19 protein-coding genes are annotated in these 15,015 nt (G+C 58.6%); 11 read left to right on the top strand and 8 right to left on the bottom strand.

The annotated features are described in order from the left end of the window. From ACWYRJ_RS12250 to citG, 8 genes are all read left to right on the top strand, one after another. A partial coding sequence (locus ACWYRJ_RS12250; RefSeq protein ID WP_455507963.1) for a 2-hydroxycarboxylate transporter family protein occupies nucleotides 1-202 on the top strand: 202 nt, incomplete at its 5' end. A gap of 17 nt (nucleotides 203-219) precedes the next feature. Beyond that, nucleotides 220-1,083: a fumarylacetoacetate hydrolase family protein gene (locus ACWYRJ_RS12245; RefSeq protein WP_455507962.1), complete on the top strand. Its 864-nt coding sequence runs from the start codon at nucleotides 220-222 to the stop codon at nucleotides 1,081-1,083. Nucleotides 1,084-1,096: 13 nt separating this feature from the next. Next, a complete protein-coding gene (gene citC, locus ACWYRJ_RS12240) occupies nucleotides 1,097-2,119 on the top strand; it encodes a [citrate (pro-3S)-lyase] ligase (RefSeq protein WP_047173623.1) in 1,023 nt (340 codons plus the stop codon). Between the two features lie 16 nt (nucleotides 2,120-2,135). Continuing rightward, nucleotides 2,136-2,429 carry a citrate lyase acyl carrier protein gene (citD, locus tag ACWYRJ_RS12235; RefSeq protein WP_455507961.1) on the top strand — a complete coding sequence of 98 codons (294 nt, stop codon included), beginning with the start codon at nucleotides 2,136-2,138 and terminating at the stop codon, nucleotides 2,427-2,429. Next, nucleotides 2,426-3,301 (top strand): citrate (pro-3S)-lyase subunit beta, encoded by an 876-nt coding sequence (gene citE / locus ACWYRJ_RS12230; protein ID WP_023306921.1) that lies wholly within the window; start codon nucleotides 2,426-2,428, stop codon nucleotides 3,299-3,301. Before citD ends, citE begins: the two co-directional genes overlap by 4 nt. A gap of 10 nt (nucleotides 3,302-3,311) precedes the next feature. Further along, on the top strand, nucleotides 3,312-4,829 hold the full coding sequence (gene citF / locus ACWYRJ_RS12225; protein ID WP_111963234.1) for a citrate lyase subunit alpha: 1,518 nt from the start codon (nucleotides 3,312-3,314) through the stop codon (nucleotides 4,827-4,829). A 2-nt stretch (nucleotides 4,830-4,831) separates the two neighbouring features. Then, complete coding sequence (gene citX, locus ACWYRJ_RS12220; protein ID WP_455507960.1) at nucleotides 4,832-5,371, top strand: citrate lyase holo-[acyl-carrier protein] synthase; 540 nt, start codon at nucleotides 4,832-4,834, stop codon at nucleotides 5,369-5,371. After that, nucleotides 5,349-6,152 carry a triphosphoribosyl-dephospho-CoA synthase CitG gene (citG, locus tag ACWYRJ_RS12215; RefSeq protein ID WP_149367652.1) on the top strand — a complete coding sequence of 268 codons (804 nt, stop codon included), beginning with the start codon at nucleotides 5,349-5,351 and terminating at the stop codon, nucleotides 6,150-6,152. The genes citX and citG overlap by 23 nt, the downstream gene beginning before the upstream one ends. Nucleotides 6,153-6,231: 79 nt before the next feature. Here citG and ACWYRJ_RS12210 read toward each other — a convergent pair whose 3' ends face one another. From ACWYRJ_RS12210 to mutY, 4 genes are all read right to left on the bottom strand, one after another. After that, complete coding sequence (locus ACWYRJ_RS12210; protein WP_115876247.1) at nucleotides 6,232-7,488, bottom strand: nucleoside permease; 1,257 nt, start codon at nucleotides 7,486-7,488, stop codon at nucleotides 6,232-6,234. 270 nt (nucleotides 7,489-7,758) lie between these two features. After that, nucleotides 7,759-8,835, bottom strand: a complete 1,077-nt coding sequence (gene mltC / locus ACWYRJ_RS12205; protein WP_111963230.1) for a membrane-bound lytic murein transglycosylase MltC — start codon at nucleotides 8,833-8,835, stop codon at nucleotides 7,759-7,761. 56 nt (nucleotides 8,836-8,891) lie between these two features. Continuing rightward, complete coding sequence (locus ACWYRJ_RS12200; protein ID WP_023309138.1) at nucleotides 8,892-9,164, bottom strand: oxidative damage protection protein; 273 nt, start codon at nucleotides 9,162-9,164, stop codon at nucleotides 8,892-8,894. Between the two features lie 26 nt (nucleotides 9,165-9,190). After that, a complete protein-coding gene (gene mutY, locus ACWYRJ_RS12195; protein ID WP_133295122.1) occupies nucleotides 9,191-10,249 on the bottom strand; it encodes an A/G-specific adenine glycosylase in 1,059 nt (352 codons plus the stop codon). 138 nt (nucleotides 10,250-10,387) lie between these two features. Between mutY and trmB the strand changes: the two genes are divergently transcribed. Genes trmB through ACWYRJ_RS12180 form a run of 3 tightly spaced genes read left to right on the top strand, consistent with a single transcriptional unit; the run spans nucleotide 10,388 to nucleotide 12,206 of the window. Then, nucleotides 10,388-11,107 carry a tRNA (guanosine(46)-N7)-methyltransferase TrmB gene (gene trmB, locus ACWYRJ_RS12190; protein ID WP_025912470.1) on the top strand — a complete coding sequence of 240 codons (720 nt, stop codon included), beginning with the start codon at nucleotides 10,388-10,390 and terminating at the stop codon, nucleotides 11,105-11,107. After that, entirely contained in the window at nucleotides 11,107-11,433 is a 327-nt protein-coding gene (locus ACWYRJ_RS12185; protein WP_003862421.1) for a YggL family protein, read from the top strand. The genes trmB and ACWYRJ_RS12185 overlap by 1 nt, the downstream gene beginning before the upstream one ends. Nucleotides 11,434-11,489: 56 nt before the next feature. After that, nucleotides 11,490-12,206, top strand: coding sequence for a YggN family protein (locus ACWYRJ_RS12180; RefSeq protein WP_219297162.1), 717 nt, complete (start codon nucleotides 11,490-11,492; stop codon nucleotides 12,204-12,206). Nucleotides 12,207-12,414: 208 nt separating this feature from the next. Here ACWYRJ_RS12180 and hemW read toward each other — a convergent pair whose 3' ends face one another. From hemW to ACWYRJ_RS12160, 4 genes are read right to left on the bottom strand one after another with little or no spacing between them, the layout of a single operon-like run. Next, nucleotides 12,415-13,557, bottom strand: a complete 1,143-nt coding sequence (gene hemW, locus ACWYRJ_RS12175; RefSeq protein WP_455507959.1) for a radical SAM family heme chaperone HemW — start codon at nucleotides 13,555-13,557, stop codon at nucleotides 12,415-12,417. Next, nucleotides 13,550-14,143, bottom strand: coding sequence for an XTP/dITP diphosphatase (locus ACWYRJ_RS12170; protein ID WP_455507958.1), 594 nt, complete (start codon nucleotides 14,141-14,143; stop codon nucleotides 13,550-13,552). The genes hemW and ACWYRJ_RS12170 overlap by 8 nt, the downstream gene beginning before the upstream one ends. A gap of 3 nt (nucleotides 14,144-14,146) precedes the next feature. Further along, nucleotides 14,147-14,443: a DUF167 family protein YggU gene (gene yggU, locus ACWYRJ_RS12165; protein WP_008499758.1), complete on the bottom strand. Its 297-nt coding sequence runs from the start codon at nucleotides 14,441-14,443 to the stop codon at nucleotides 14,147-14,149. Continuing rightward, entirely contained in the window at nucleotides 14,440-15,006 is a 567-nt protein-coding gene (locus ACWYRJ_RS12160) for a YggT family protein (protein ID WP_111963226.1), read from the bottom strand. The genes yggU and ACWYRJ_RS12160 overlap by 4 nt, the downstream gene beginning before the upstream one ends. Nucleotides 15,007-15,015: the final 9 nt, after the last annotated feature.

Below are 15,015 nucleotides of genomic sequence, written 5' to 3'. Positions count from 1 at the left end.
CGGCAAAAAGATTGGTATGCACCCGATTGATGTCGCCATCGTCTCATGCTGCCAGAGCGGCCAGGGCGGAACCGGCGACGTGGCGATCCTGACCGCAGGCAACCGCATGAGCCTGATGCCGTTCGCCCAGATTGCTACCCGAATTGGCGGCGCGATTAACGTCTCTGTCTCACTGCTGATTCTGGGCAACTTCCTCGTTTAAGTTTTCAGGAAAGAACAATGAAACTCGCAAGCTTTTTATACCAGGGAAAACGCAGCTACGGCATCGTCCAGGCCGACGGCGTGATTGATTTAGGCCGCCGTCTTGGTGACCGCTACAGCGACCTTAAAGCGCTGCTGCAGGGTAACGGGCTGGCACAGGCCACCCGCTACCTGAACGATGCCGTGGACGTGCCGATGAGCGCCATCACCTTCTTACCGGTGATTGAGCAGCCGGAAAAAATCCTCTGCGTGGGCATGAACTACGCCGACAAGCGCAAGGAGTTTGACCAGCACAACCCGGCCCCAACCCTGTTTGTCCGTTTTCCGGATTCACAGACCGGCCACAACGAACCAGTGCTGAAGCCGCGCCACTCCAGCGAATTCGACTATGAAGGCGAGCTGGCGGTGATCATCGGTAAAGGCGGGGAAAACATCAGCCGTGACGACGCCCTGCGTCACGTGGCGGGCTACAGCTGCTACATGGACGGCTCCGCCCGCGACTGGCAGCACACCTGGTTTACCGCCGGTAAAAACTGGCGCAAAACCGGCGCGTTTGGCCCGTGGATGGCGACGGCAGATGAGATCCCCGATCCGCACAGGCTTGCAATCCGCACCTGGCTCAACGGCCGCATGGTGCAGGAAGACAACACCAGCAGCATGATCCACAAGGTTGCGGAGCTGATCGAGTACATCAGCACCTTCACCCGCTTAAGTCCCGGCGATGTGATCATCACCGGATCCCCGGGCGGGGTGGGTAAAAAGCGCAATCCGCCGCTGTTTATGAAAGAGGGCGATCGCATTGAGGTGGAGATCGAGCATATCGGTCATCTCAGCAACGTGATCGTGGAAGCGCCAGCCATCGGGCTTGCGGCAGCACATTAAGTAAGGCGGCAGCATGCAATCGCAACCCATCGATTTTCGCCACACCCTCGTGGCGAAACACCCGGAACGCTTAAGCCAGATCCGCTACCTGCTGGCAGACAGCGGCCTTGGCCTGGACAACGACATCACGCTGTTCGTCGAAGCCTGGTCCGGCTCGCAGCTGGTGGGTTGCGCAGGGCTTGCTGCCAACGTTATCAAATGCGTGGCGGTCAACGAGCAGCTTCGCGGCGAGAACCTCAGCGCGCGGCTGCTGGCAGAGGTGGAAAATGCGGCGCTGGAGTGCGGCCATTTTCACCTCTTCCTCTGCACCCGTCCGTGCAACCGGGAGCGCTTTGCCCGCAGCGGCTTCTGGCCGATTGCCCAGAGCGGGAACAACGCGGTGCTGATGGAGAACACCCCGCAGGGGATCGAGCGCTACTGCCGTTCCCTGAGCGCGAAGCGCAAGTGCGGGAAGAACATTGGCGCCATCGTGATGAACGCCAATCCGTTCACCCTCGGCCACCGCCATCTGGTGGAGCAGGCGGCGCAGCGGTGCGATGCCCTGCATCTTTTTGTGGTGCGTGAAGACGCCTCGTTCTTCCCGTTCAGCGCGCGTCTGGAGATGGTGCGCGCGGGCGTGGCGCATCTGCCGAACGTCGTGGTGCATGAAGGCTCGCAGTACATCATCTCTCGCGCCACCTTTCCGGCCTACTTCCTGAAGGAGACCGGCAAAGTGCAGCAGGCGTGGAGCGAGATCGACGTGCTGATCTTCCGGGACTTCATTGCCCCGGCGCTGGGCATCACGCACCGCTTCATCGGCTCGGAGCCGTTCTGCGATATCACCCGCCAGTACAACCAGACGCTGCACGACCTGCTGGCCTCGCATATTGAGGTGGTGGAAATGCCGCGCATCAAGGCCACCGGTAACGCCATATCGGCGTCCGAAGTGCGCCGCTTACTGAAGACACAGCAGTTTTCCCGGATCCGGGAGATTGTCCCGGACTCCACCTTCGCGCATCTCGAAACGCATTACCGTGCGAGTGCGGAAGTCGCTTAACTACCAGGAATTTATCATGAAAATTGTAAGGGAGGCGCTGGCCGGAACGCAGGAGTCCAGCGACCTGATGGTGAAAATCGCTCCCGCTCAAGGCGAGCTGGAGATAGTCATCCACAGTGAAGTGATTAAGCAGTTTGGCGAACAAATTCGCCAGGTGGTCAACGACACGTTGCGCGCCATGAACGTGCACCAGGGATTAATTATTATTGAAGACAAAGGGGCGCTGGACTGTGTGATCCGCGCCCGCCTGCAAAGCGCGCTTATGCGTGCCGCCGATGCACAGGCCATCAACTGGGGGGCGCTGAAATGAGCAAACTCCGCCGCAGTATGCTGTTCCTGCCGGGTGCCAACGCCGCCATGCTCTCCACCGCCTTTATCTACCGTCCCGACTCCATCATGTTTGATCTTGAGGACGCCGTTGCCCTGCGCGAGAAGGATACTGCGCGCATGCTGGTGTTCCATGCCCTGCAGCACCCGATGTATCAGGATATCGAAACCGTGGTGCGCATTAACCCGCTGAGCACGCCGTTTGGCCTGCTGGATCTGGAAGCCGCCGTGCGGGCAGGCGTGGACGTGATCCGACTGCCGAAAACCGACACGCCGGACGACATCTACGAGCTGGAAGGCCACCTTGAGCGCATCGAGCAGGAGTGTGGCCGCGAGGTCGGCTCCACCCGCGTAATGGCGGCGATTGAGTCGGCCATTGGCGTCATCAACGCCGTGGCGATTGCCCGCAGCTCTCCGCGCCTCATCGGCATTGCGCTGGCCGCCTTTGACTACGTGATGGACATGCAGACCGAGCGCGGCGACGGCACCGAGCTGTTCTACGCCCGCTGCGCCGTGCTGCACGCCGCCCGCGCGGCGGGTATCGACGCCTTCGACGTGGTGTGGTCAGACGTTAACGACGAGGCCGGGTTCCTGCGCGAGGTCGATCTGATCCGCAAGATGGGCTTTAACGGCAAATCGCTGATTAACCCGCGCCAGATTGACCTGCTGCACAACGCCTACGCCCCGACGCAGGAAGAGGTGGATCACGCCAAAAGGGTGATTGAGGCTGCAGAAGAGGGCGAGCGTAACGGCCTGGGCGTGGTGTCGCTTAACGGCAAAATGGTGGATGCACCGATTATTAACCACGCGCAGGTGGTGCTGGAGCGCGCGGCGGCCTCCGGCGTGCGTCGGTAAGGATGAAATAATGAATCAGACAGAACTTCTTCACGTGAATTTTCCCCATCTGCGGGACCTAAAACCGTTTGATACCGCCCACAGCGCCACGCCGTGGCTGGCGGACAGCGACGCGAAACACAGCCGCAAGCTGTGCGCCTCTATTGAAGAGGCGGTTAAGCGCTGCGGCCTGCAGGACGGCATGACCATCTCCTTCCACCACGCGTTTCGCGAAGGCGATCGGGTGATCAACACCGTTGTGGCGCTACTGGCGCGCATGGGCTTTAAAAACCTGACCCTGGCCTCCAGCTCGCTGATGACCTGCAACGACGCGCTGATCGAGCATATTGAAAGTGGCGTCATCACCCGGATTTACACCTCGGGCATGCGCGGCAGGCTGGCGGATGCCATCTCCCACGGCCTGATGGACGAGCCGGTGCAAATCCACTCCCACGGCGGTCGCGTGAAGCTGCTCCAGGACGGCGAGCTGAATATCGACGTGGCGTTTCTCGGCGTGCCGTGTAGCGATGAGTTTGGCAACGCCAACGGGACGCACGGAAAATCGTGCTGCGGCTCGCTGGGCTACGCCATGGTGGACGCGCACTTTGCCCGCAAGGTAGTGCTGCTGACCGAAGAACTGGTGCCGTTTCCTAATATGCCTGCCAGCCTGGTGCAGGACCAGGTGGACTACATCGTGCAGGTTGAAAGCGTAGGCGACCCGGCGAAAATCAGCGTCGGCGCGGCGCGCGTCACCAGCAACCCGCGCGAGCTGATGATCGCCCGCTATGCGGCGGACGTGATTGAGCATTCCGGCTACTTCAAACCGGGCTTCTCGATGCAGACCGGCTCCGGCGCGGCGGCCACGGCCTGCACCCGCTTTATGGAAGAGAAGATGGAGCGCAGCGGCGTGAAGGCACGCTTTGCGCTTGGCGGCATCACCGGCAGCCTGGTGGACCTGCACGAGAAGGGGCTGATCGAAAAGCTGCTCGATACCCAGTGCTTTGACGGCCAGGCGGCGGCTTCGCTGGCGCGCAACCCGAACCACGTGGAGATCTCCACCAACGTCTACGCCAACCCCGGCAGCAAGGCGGCAAGCTGCGACCAGCTCGACGTGGTGATCCTCAGCGCGCTGGAAATCGACGTTGATTTCAACGTCAACGTCATCACCGGCTCCGACGGGGTGATGCGAGGCGCGTCTGGCGGGCACTGCGACGTGGCCGCCGCGGCGAATCTGACCATCGTCGTCGCTCCTCTGCTGCGCAGCCGCATTCCCACGGTCGTGAAGCGGGTTACCACGCGCCTCACGCCGGGCGAAAGCATCGACGTGCTGGTCACCGACCACGGCATTGCGGTCAACCCGGCGCGCCCGGAAATCCGCGAGCGGCTGCTGGAAGCCGGGCTGAAGGTTGTGGATATCAACGCGCTGTACGAGCGGGCGATCTCCCTGACCGGCATCCCTAAACCGATAGAGTTTACCGACAAAATCGTCGGGGTGATCCGCTACCGCGACGGCAGCGTGATCGACACCGTGCGCCAGGTGAAGGAGTAAGTATGATTTCAGCGACACCCGTGCGGACGGGGGTCAGCCTGGACGAACTGCTGGCGGCGAAAGAGCGCCGCGCAGCGCGCCAGGCTGACATGCTCGAGCACTATCAACAACCGGTGATTTCCCTCACGCTGGTCACGCCGGGGGAAATCAAGGACAGCCTGCGCTACCGCAACACCATGGGCGTGGCGCTGCAAATGTGCGACCAGCTGCTGTGGGAAAACCGCTGGCAGGTGCTGGACCGCCAGGTTCTATGGCTCCCGACCGGGCCAGAAGCCCTGTGGTGCGTGGCCCATCCGGCGGCGGAAATCAAAGCGCACTGTGCGGATCTGGAGCAGACGCACCCGCTCGGCAGGCTGTGGGATCTGGACGTGATATGCCCTCAGCACGGCCACGTCGGGCGTCAGTCGCTGGGCGCAAATCTAAGGCGTTGCCTGATCTGCGACGAGACCGCTCATGCCTGTTCCCGTTCGCGCGCTCATCCTGTGGAGCAGGTGGTTTCCCGCGTGGAGAAAATGATCGATGACTGGTTTGCTCGCGACTAAACCGCGCCCGGTTGACGTGCCTGCGCTTGCCGAAGCGGCGCTGTGGCAGGAGCTGGAGCTGACGCCCAAGCCCGGGCTGGTGGACAAGCTCAATAACGGTTCCCATCGCGATATGGACCACGCGCTGTTCGTTCGCAGCATTATGGCGATTACGCCGTGGTTTACGCGCTTTGCCGAGTTGGGCAGCGCGCATGCGGATAAACCCGCTGGCGAACAGCTACGGCTTCTCCGCCCGATGGGGATGGCCTGCGAGCAGGCGATGTACGCCGCCACGAACGGAGTGAATACCCACAAGGGCGGGATTTTTGCCCTGGGTTTACTGTGCTTCGCCGCCGGTCGTGTGAAAAATATCTCTGCAGATAGCCTCTGCTGTGAGGTGAGTAACATCTGCCGCGGGCTGGTGTCGCGGGAGCTGGCCGCACGCAGCGGGCAGGCGACGGCGGGCGAGCGGCAGTTTCAGCAGTACGGCTTAACCGGGGCGCGCGGCGAGGCTGAGAGCGGCTTTGCGACGGTCCGTAAGGCGCTGGCGCAGTGGAACGGACATTCACTTCACGGCCTGCTGTTACGCCTGATGGCGGTTAATCAGGACAGTAATCTGGTTTCACGCGGCGGCATGGAAGGGCTGCGCTACGTTCAGGGCTACGCGCGGGAACTGCTGGCTAACGGCTGGGACCGCGAGGCGTTGCTTAAGATGGATAACGCACTGATTGAACGGAACCTGAGCCCGGGCGGCAGCGCGGATTTGCTGTCGGTGGGTTGGGTGCTGTCTGGAATAAAATAGCCGGGTGGCGGCTTCGCCTTACCCGGCCTACGGTCTTGTTTTGTGGGCCCGGCAAGCGCAGCGCCACCGGGCACAACAATCAATGCGCGATCGGCTGCGCACCGTGCGGTTCACGCACGTGCTTGTACTTGAACAGCGCGATGAACGCGAAGAACAGCACCAGCGAGTACGCCGCGAAGATCAGCCACACCGGCTGCCAGTTGGTGATGCCGTTAGTGGTGTACATCTCAACCACTTTACCGCTCACCACGCCGCCCAGAATACAGCCGAAGCCGTTGGTCATCATCAGGAACATACCCTGCGCGCTGGCGCGGATTTCAGGCTTCACTTCTTTTTCCACAAACACCGAACCGGAGATGTTGAAGAAGTCGAAGGCGCAGCCGTAAACAATCATCGACAGCACCAGCAGCACGGTGCCGAACGGGCTTGGATCGCCGTAGGCGAACAGGCCGAAGCGCAACATCCACGCCGCGATACTGATCAGCATGACGTTCTTGATGCCGTAGCGGCTCAGGAAGAACGGGATGGTCAGGATGAACAGCGTCTCAGAGATCTGAGAGATGGACATCATCACCGACGCATGTTCAACGATAAAACTGCCGGAGAACAGCGGGTTGTTATCGAAGCTGTGCAGGAAGGTGTTGCCGAACATGTTGGTGATCTGCAGCTCCGCGCCCAGCAGCATGGAGAAGATAAAGAAGATCGCCATGCGTTTGTTTTTGAACAGCGCGAAGGCGTCCAGGCCGAGCATGGTGCTCCAGCTCTGGTTTTTCTGCTGGTTAGAAACCGGAATGGTCGGCAACGTCAGGGTGAAGATCGCCAACACCACGGAGAGCGCCGCACCGATATAGAGCTGCATATGGCTCAGTTCGAAGCCCGCGAAGCTCACGCCCCACATCGCCATAATAAAGCCGATGGTGCCCCAGATACGGATTGGCGGGAAATCGGTCACGATATCCATATCCGCAGACTTCAGGCGGTAGTAGGAGATGGTGTTGATCAGCCCAAGCGTTGGCATATATGCCAGCGAGTTAAGCAGGATCACCATGAACATCGCCCCCGGCGTGGTCACCTGGGCTGCCATAAACAGCGTCCCCGCACCCACCAGATGACAAAGCATGTACAGCCATTTTGCGCTTAGCCATTTATCCGCCACGATGCCCAGCAGCGTTGGCATGAAGACAGCCGCAATACCGAGCGAGCTGTAGACGGCACCGATTGACGCACCATCGAACTTGAGCGTCACAAACATATAGGAGCCGAGTGTAGTCAGCCAGCTACCCCACAGGCAGAACTGCAGAAACGACAATATTTTAAGCTGCAGCTTAAGGTTCATGTTACTTTCCTCACAAGTGAGCGGGAGATATGTTGTTTTGGGAACATTCAGGGTTGTTATTTGATGCAATTCTATCAGTTGGCAACGATATGTTTTGTTACCTCCCGCAAAAAAATGCAATCCACATTAATTTGCAGTTTGGATTGTGATGCAAATAACATTTTCGTATGGGTGGGGTGAGTGAGTGCGGTCTGATGCCCTCACCCTGACCCTCTCCCACGGGGAGAGGGAAAGCAGAACACCTTCCCCTTGCAGGAAAAGGTGTGTTGATTATCGACGACGGTAGTTCTTCTGCGCCGTATTCACCTTATACAGATAGCGACGGGATTCCGCAGACGGGTGGCGGGTGGTGAGGGTAGAGTAGACATCCCCCGGCGCCATGCTGTTGATGATGTTCGCGGCCTGCACTTTGTCATTTGAGAAGACGCGCAGCACGCTGCCCGCGCCGCCGTTATAGGCGGTGATCACCGCATAGCGGCGCGACGTCGGGTTGTCTATGCCGCCGAGGTAGACATTGTTCAGCATCGCCAGATAGGCCGTGCCGGTATCAATGTTGCTCTGCGGGTCGAACAGATAGCTGCGGCTCGGCGTGCCGGATTTACCCTGCGCGCGGAAGACGTCTTTACCGGCGCTGTGCTGCACAACCTGCATCAGCCCCAGGGCATCGGAACGGCTTACCGCATACGGGTTAAACGAGGATTCGGTCTGCATAATCGCCAGGATCAGCGACTCATCCACGCCGTATTTACGCGAGGCCTGACGCACCATGCCCAGATACTTATGCGCACGCTTGTCGAGGTGGTTCGGGACGAGGTTGATGGTGACGCTATAGATGATCTTCAGACCGTTAGAGCGGCTCTTCAGGCGCGTCTGCAGCAGGTAGTCGGCAAATTTCGTGGCGCGGCCTTCCCAGCGGATCGGCTGGCCGGTCTGATCGACGACCTGGCCGTACAGGAACGGCTCTTTCGAGATGGTGATATCGTCGGCATCGGAGTAGAGATCGATAGAGCCAGGATCGTCACCCATCAGCAGGGTTTTGATTATCGCCTGACGGAGTCGTGCCGCAGGGTCCGTGCCTGCGATGGTCTCAATCGTGATCGTCCCCTCATCAAAGTTGATGTGGCTACGGGTCAGATAGGCGTCGGTGTACTTAACGTAGTCCTTAGGTCCGGCAATAAGAACTTCGTTAAATCCCCATATGTTCTCGATGTTGTGGGCAAACTGCCCCATCAAAATGTCAAAACCGTTGGTGTCCTTGATCCAGGCTTCGTTGTAATCTTCGCCTTTTTTTGACGAACACGAGACAAGCAACGGCGCAACAAGGGCTAGCGCTAAAAGTTTTTTCATCATTCCGGGAGTGCGTGTTGTGTTTGCTTTAACGGCGGGGTTTCCCCCGCACGCTGTTATTTTTCCGGTGGCGTATAGCCTTCGATGTGCACGTCTTTTCCTTCGAACAGGAAGCTCACCATCTCCTGCTCAAGCAGCTTGCGGTGTTCCGGGTTCATCATGCTGAGTTTCTTCTCATTGATCAGCATGGTCTGCTTTTTCTGCCACTGTCCCCAGGCTTCTTTGGAGATTTCATTGTAGATGCGTTTACCCAGATCGCCCGGATAAAGCTGGAAATCCTGGCCTTCAGCGTCACGCTGCAGGAAAGTACAAAAAATCGTTCTGGCCATACTCATTCCTCTTTTTCTTGTCGATGCTAAACCATTGCACCGGCACGTAATTGCTGTAACAGGCGCTCCACGGGAGCCGCCAGTCCGACTGATGGCGGTTGCGCTAAGTTATACCAGAGAGCGGTGCCTTCATCCATGCACGAGGCGAAGGAGGACACGGGAAGCCACATCGGCACAATATCCAGATGGAAATGGCTGAAGGTGTGGCGAAACGCGGTCAACTGCGTCAGGTTATCGGCAGCAATCCCGCGCTTTTTAAGCCATTCACGCAGCAAGTCTTCATCTTCAAACTGTGGGAAGCAGTATAGACCACCCCACAGACCGCTCGGCGGACGCTGGGCGAGGAAGACCTCGTCACCGTGCTGCATCAGCAGCATATAGCCGGTGCGCTCCGGCAGCGTCTGCTTGGGTTTCTTACCCGGATACTGCGCCCATGAATGGTTGGCATACGCCACGCAGAGATTATTCACCGGGCAGAGTTCGCATTTTGGTTTTGAGCGCGTGCAGACCATTGCGCCGAGATCCATCATCGCCTGGTTGAAACGCTCGACGCCGTTGGCCGGGGTGACCTCTTCACTAATTTCCCAAAGACGTTTTTCAACATCTTTCTTCCCCGGCCAGCCGTCGACGGCATAGCAGCGCGCCAGCACGCGCTTCACGTTGCCGTCGAGGATCGGGAAATGCTTGCCTAAAGACAGGGAGAGAATAGCGCCTGCGGTTGAACGTCCAACGCCGGGGAGATCGGCCACCTCATCGAAGGTTTCCGGGAACTTCCCGCTGTGGCGCGTGGCGACCTGCTGTGCGGCCTTGTGAAGGTTACGCGCGCGGGCGTAATAGCCAAGACCGGTCCACAGGTGCAGGACCTCGTCCAGCGGCGCGTTGGCCAGATCGGTCACCGTCGGGAAGCGCGCCATAAAACGCTCGAAGTAAGGGATCACCGTGGCGACCTGCGTTTGTTGCAACATCACCTCGGAGAGCCATACTTTGTAAGGCGTTTTTTCAATTTGCCAGGGCAGGGTTTTACGCCCGTATTTGTCGTACCAGTCCAGCACCTGGGCTGAAAATTGAGAGGCTTGCATGGTCATCGATTCGCATAATCAGGGACGCAGATTGCAGCACAGCGTCAATCTGCTGTAAACCGGATCTTTCCCATGCTTGCATAGAAGCCTTAACTTTGGATAATGCCCGTTTCCCGAACATTCTCACAAGCAGACAACTCTTTTATGAAAAACGACGTCATTTCACCGGAATTTGATGAAAACGGTCGCCCGCTGCGCCGTATTCGCAGCTTTGTCCGTCGTCAGGGCCGCCTGACAAAAGGTCAGCAACACGCGCTGGACAACTACTGGCCGGTGATGGGCGTTGAGTTCAGCGAGCAGCCTCTGGATTTTGCCGAGCTGTTTGGCCGCGACGCGCCGGTCACGCTGGAAATTGGCTTCGGTATGGGCGCCTCGCTGGTGACCATGGCGAAAGCTCGCCCGGAGCAGAACTTCCTCGGTATCGAAGTGCATTCGCCGGGCGTGGGCGCGTGTCTGGCAACGGCCCACGAAGAGGGCGTTGAGAACCTGCGCGTGATGTGTCACGACGCGGTGGAAGTGCTGCACAAAATGATTCCTGACAATTCTTTAACCATGGTTCAGCTCTTTTTCCCTGACCCGTGGCACAAAGCGCGTCATAATAAACGCCGTATCGTTCAGGCGCCGTTTGCCGAGCTGGTTAAAAGCAAGCTGAAGCTGGGCGGTGTCTTCCATATGGCGACCGACTGGGAACCGTATGCGGAACATATGCTGGAAGTGATGTCGTCGCTGGACGGTTACAAAAACCAGTCTGCGAGCAACGACTATGTACCGCGTCCGGAATCGCGTCCGGTAACGAAATTTGAACAGCGTGGCCATCGTCTTGGTCACGGTGTATGGGACTTAATGTTCGAGAGGGTGAAATAATGGCAAAGAATCGTAGCCGTCGTCTGCGTAAAAAGATGCACATCGAAGAATTCCAGGAAGTGGGCTTCTCCGTTGCGTGGCGTTTCCCGGAAGGCACCAGCGTTGAGCAGATCGATCAGGACGTGGATGCGTTCATCAACGAGGTGATCGAGCCAAACAAACTGGCCTTCGACGGTAGCGGCTATCTGGCCTGGGAAGGTCTGATCTGCACCCAGGAAGTGGGTAAATGCACCGAAGAACATCAGGCTCTGGTACGTAAGTGGCTTGAAGACCACAAGCTCGAAGATGTCCGCGTCAGCGAACTTTTCGACGTTTGGTGGGACTAATTAAGCAGTAAGGGGCCAGCATTAGCTGGCCCGTTTTGTCTGAGGGAGTGTTTAAGATGCGCAAAACGTTGCTGGCAGTTGCTTTGATGGCAACCGGATTCACCGCCCATGCGGATTATCAATGTAGCGTCACCCCGCGTGATGACGTGGTGTTAAGCCCGCAAACCGTGCAGGTCAAAGGCGAGAACGGCAATCTGGTGATTACGCCAGAAGGGAACGTCACCTATAACGGCAAGCAGTATAACCTGACTGCCGCACAGCGCGAGCAGGCGAAAGACTACCAGTCCGAATTGCGTACCGCGCTGCCGTGGATTAATGAAGGTGCCCTGACGCGCGTCGAAAAGAGCCACGTGGCGCTGGATAAGATCATCACCAAAGAGGTGGGGGAGAGCAGCAACATGCGCACCCGCCTGACGAAGCTGGACAAGCAGCTTAAAGAGCAGATGAACCGTATTATCGAGACGCGCTCCGATGGCCTGACGTTCCACTATAAGGCGATCGATCAGGTCCGTGCCGACGGGCAGCAGCTGGTGAACCAGGCGATGGGCGGCATCCTGCAGGACAGCATCAACGAGATGGGTGCCAAAGCGGTGCTGAAAGGCGGCGGTAACCCGCTGCAGGGCGTGCTGGGCAGTCTGGGCGGCCTGCAAACCTCCATTCAGAACGAGTGGAAAAACCAGGAAGATGATTTCCAGCAGTTCGGCAAAGACGTTTGTAAACGCGTGGTGTCGCTGGAAGACAGCCGTAAGGCGCTGGTGGGGACGCTGAAGTAAGGTCCCCTCACCCTATCCCTCTCCCCAAAGGGGCGAGGGGATGGTTTGCTCCCTCTCCCTTTCAGGGTGTACGGTCCGGGGACATGGCGAACAATTTTTAACATCCTTTACCCATGGTGATCGACTGTCTCTTCAGGTCGATCATCCCCACACTCTGCCAGCCTTTCCCTCAGCTGGCAGAGCGGGATGCAAAATCCTGAATCAGCCTTCAGGATTCTTCGGCGAGGAACAGCTCGAGAAGGGAGTTTAAGAACAGTTTGCCGTGCTCGGTGATCTGCCAGTATTCCTCACATTCCGTGAGATACCCCTGCGCCAGCGCTTCGTCGATCTGCGGGCGAATCACCGATTCCGGCAGCCCGGTGTACAGCGCAAACTCCGCGCGCGGCGCGGCTTCGAGCAGGCGGAAGCGGTTCATAAAGAACTCAAACGGCTTATCCGCCGCCTCGACGTCGTGCTGGCGCTCCAGGTAGCGGCCTTCCATATACCCGCGCGGGTGGCGGGTTTTGGCGGTGCGCAGAATGCGCCCGTCCGGGAAGGTCACCTTGCCGTGCGCGCCGCAGCCAATCCCGAGATAGTCGCCAAAACGCCAGTAGTTCAGGTTGTGCTGACACTGATAGCCCGGCTTCGCATACGCCGACGTTTCGTATTGCTGATAGCCCGCAGCGGTTAAAAGCCTGTGACCCTGCTCGAAGATATCCCACAGCGCGTCGTCATCCGGCAGCACCGGCGGACGCGAGCCAAACAGGGTGTTGGGCTCGATGGTGAGCTGGTACCACGACAGGTGCGGCGGGTTCAGTTCGATCGCCTGGCGCAGGTCGTCCAGCGCCTCTTCCAGCGACTGATCCGGCAGGCCGTGCATCAAATCCAGGTTAAAGCTGCGCAGGCCCAGACCGGTCGCCAGGTTTGCCGCGCGCTTCGCCTCTTCCGGGCCGTGAATGCGCCCCAGACGTTTTAGCTTCGGCTCGCTAAAGCTCTGCACACCGATGGAGATGCGGTTAACGCCAGCGCGCTGATAGTCGACAAAACGGTCGGCCTCAACGGTACCGGGGTTGGCTTCCATCGTGATTTCAGCATCCGCTGCCAGGTTCAGGCGCGCACGTACGCCGTCCAGCAGCGTTTGCATCGCCGGGCCTGACAGCAGGCTCGGCGTACCGCCACCTATGAAAATGGTCTTAACTTCACGTCCCTGTGCGTAAGGTACATCGGCGTCCAGGTCGGCCAGCAGATGCGCAACGTAGTCATCGTGCGGCACTTCGCCCTTCAGCGCGTGCGAGTTGAAATCGCAGTACGGGCATTTCTGCACGCACCACGGGATGTGAATATAAAGACTCAGAGGCGGCAAATTAGCCATTACGCAGTGCTTCCAGTAACAGTTTCAGCGCGCGTCCACGGTGGGATATCGCGCTTTTCTCTTCGCGGGTCAGTTCCGCAGCGGTTTTGCCCTCGGTCGGGACAAAGAAAATCGGATCGTAGCCAAAGCCGCCGTTGCCAGCCGCTTCACGGGTAATCACGCCCGGCCAGCTGCCGTGGCAGACGATCGGCGTAGGGTCTTCCGCGTGACGCAGATAGACCAGCACGCAGTGGAACTGCGCGGTGCGCTGCTCGTCCGGGACGTCTTTCAGGGCGACAAGCAGCTTTTCCAGATTCTGCTGGTCGGTAGCGTCAACGCCGGAATAGCGCGCAGAGTAGATCCCCGGCGCGCCGCCAAGGGCGTCTACGGCCAGGCCGGAGTCGTCGGCAATCGCGGGCAGGCCCGTAATCTGCGCGGCATGGCGTGCTTTGAGGATCGCGTTTTCGATAAACGTCAGCCCCGTCTCTTCGGCGGAATCCACGCCAAGATCGGTCTGGGCGACCACGTCCAGACCAAAATCATTTAATAGCGAGGCCAGCTCGCGCACTTTACCGGCGTTGCCGGTCGCGAGAACAACTTTCTGCATGGTTTAGTCCTGTTCTGTCAGAGCCGCGACTTCCGTCGGGATAGATTGCGGATTAAGGATTTTTACCTGTTTATGTCGCCCAAGTTCACCTTTTTCAATGATGACCTGGCTTTTGGCGACGCGAAACTGTTTTGCCAGATATTTGGTCAGATGCGCGTTCGCCTGGCCGTCAACCGGCGGGGCGGTGATGGCGACTTTTAACTCGTCGCCATGCAGTCCAACGATACCGTCACGGCTGGCTTTGGGCTGAATATATAGCCGCAAAACCAGCCCGTCAGCGCAGGTGCTTACTGCACTCATAGCGCCATCCACAGCCCCGGCAGCAGCATATTGCCCGTGGACTGCAGCAGCTCAGCGATCCCCATGTTGACCACATAGAGCAGCAGTACCAGGATCATCGGCGAGAAATCAATACCGCCCATCGAAGGCAGCAGGTTGCGAATCGGGCGCAGCAGCGGTTCGGCCAGTTGGATCAGCGCATATTCTACCGGACTACGGCCCTGGCTTACCCAGCTCATGATGGCCATCACCAGCAGCACCCAAAAAATCAGCAGACCGACGGTCTTGATTAAAATCAGGACCGCAGCAATCCAGATAATCGGCTGGAAGGTGATGACCATAAACAGCACGATCGCTTTGATCACGCTAAGAATAAACGCCACCAGCAGAGACGAACTGTCGATGGGGCCCATCGCCGGGATAATACGACGCAGCGGTCCGACAACAGGCTGCGTGATTTTCACGACAAACTGCGAGAACGGATTGTAAAAATCACAGCGGGCCCACTGCATCCAGACGCGCAGCAAAAGCGCCATCGTATACAGCTCAAGCACAGTTGAGAGCAGGAAAGTCAACGTCTTCATGGCGTTCCT

The organism is Enterobacter sp. (genome assembly GCF_977039595.1).
Note: the sequence above shows the minus strand (reverse complement) of the source record. Positions and strands in the feature narration are given on the sequence as shown.

Excerpts from the sequence above, each read along its gene's own strand:
- ACWYRJ_RS12245 (WP_455507962.1), top strand. The coding sequence starts at position 220 with ATGAAACTCGCAAGCTTTTTATACCAGGGAAAACGCAGCTACGGCATC.
- citC (WP_047173623.1), top strand. The coding sequence starts at position 1,097 with ATGCAATCGCAACCCATCGATTTTCGCCACACCCTCGTGGCGAAACAC.
- citD (WP_455507961.1), top strand. The coding sequence starts at position 2,136 with ATGAAAATTGTAAGGGAGGCGCTGGCCGGAACGCAGGAGTCCAGCGAC.
- citE (WP_023306921.1), top strand. The coding sequence starts at position 2,426 with ATGAGCAAACTCCGCCGCAGTATGCTGTTCCTGCCGGGTGCCAACGCC.
- citF (WP_111963234.1), top strand. The coding sequence starts at position 3,312 with ATGAATCAGACAGAACTTCTTCACGTGAATTTTCCCCATCTGCGGGAC.
- citX (WP_455507960.1), top strand. The coding sequence starts at position 4,832 with ATGATTTCAGCGACACCCGTGCGGACGGGGGTCAGCCTGGACGAACTG.
- citG (WP_149367652.1), top strand. The coding sequence starts at position 5,349 with ATGACTGGTTTGCTCGCGACTAAACCGCGCCCGGTTGACGTGCCTGCG.
- ACWYRJ_RS12210 (WP_115876247.1), bottom strand. The coding sequence starts at position 7,488 with ATGAACCTTAAGCTGCAGCTTAAAATATTGTCGTTTCTGCAGTTCTGC.
- mltC (WP_111963230.1), bottom strand. The coding sequence starts at position 8,835 with ATGAAAAAACTTTTAGCGCTAGCCCTTGTTGCGCCGTTGCTTGTCTCG.
- ACWYRJ_RS12200 (WP_023309138.1), bottom strand. The coding sequence starts at position 9,164 with ATGGCCAGAACGATTTTTTGTACTTTCCTGCAGCGTGACGCTGAAGGC.
- mutY (WP_133295122.1), bottom strand. The coding sequence starts at position 10,249 with ATGACCATGCAAGCCTCTCAATTTTCAGCCCAGGTGCTGGACTGGTAC.
- trmB (WP_025912470.1), top strand. The coding sequence starts at position 10,388 with ATGAAAAACGACGTCATTTCACCGGAATTTGATGAAAACGGTCGCCCG.
- ACWYRJ_RS12185 (WP_003862421.1), top strand. The coding sequence starts at position 11,107 with ATGGCAAAGAATCGTAGCCGTCGTCTGCGTAAAAAGATGCACATCGAA.
- ACWYRJ_RS12180 (WP_219297162.1), top strand. The coding sequence starts at position 11,490 with ATGCGCAAAACGTTGCTGGCAGTTGCTTTGATGGCAACCGGATTCACC.
- hemW (WP_455507959.1), bottom strand. The coding sequence starts at position 13,557 with ATGGCTAATTTGCCGCCTCTGAGTCTTTATATTCACATCCCGTGGTGC.
- ACWYRJ_RS12170 (WP_455507958.1), bottom strand. The coding sequence starts at position 14,143 with ATGCAGAAAGTTGTTCTCGCGACCGGCAACGCCGGTAAAGTGCGCGAG.
- yggU (WP_008499758.1), bottom strand. The coding sequence starts at position 14,443 with ATGAGTGCAGTAAGCACCTGCGCTGACGGGCTGGTTTTGCGGCTATAT.
- ACWYRJ_RS12160 (WP_111963226.1), bottom strand. The coding sequence starts at position 15,006 with ATGAAGACGTTGACTTTCCTGCTCTCAACTGTGCTTGAGCTGTATACG.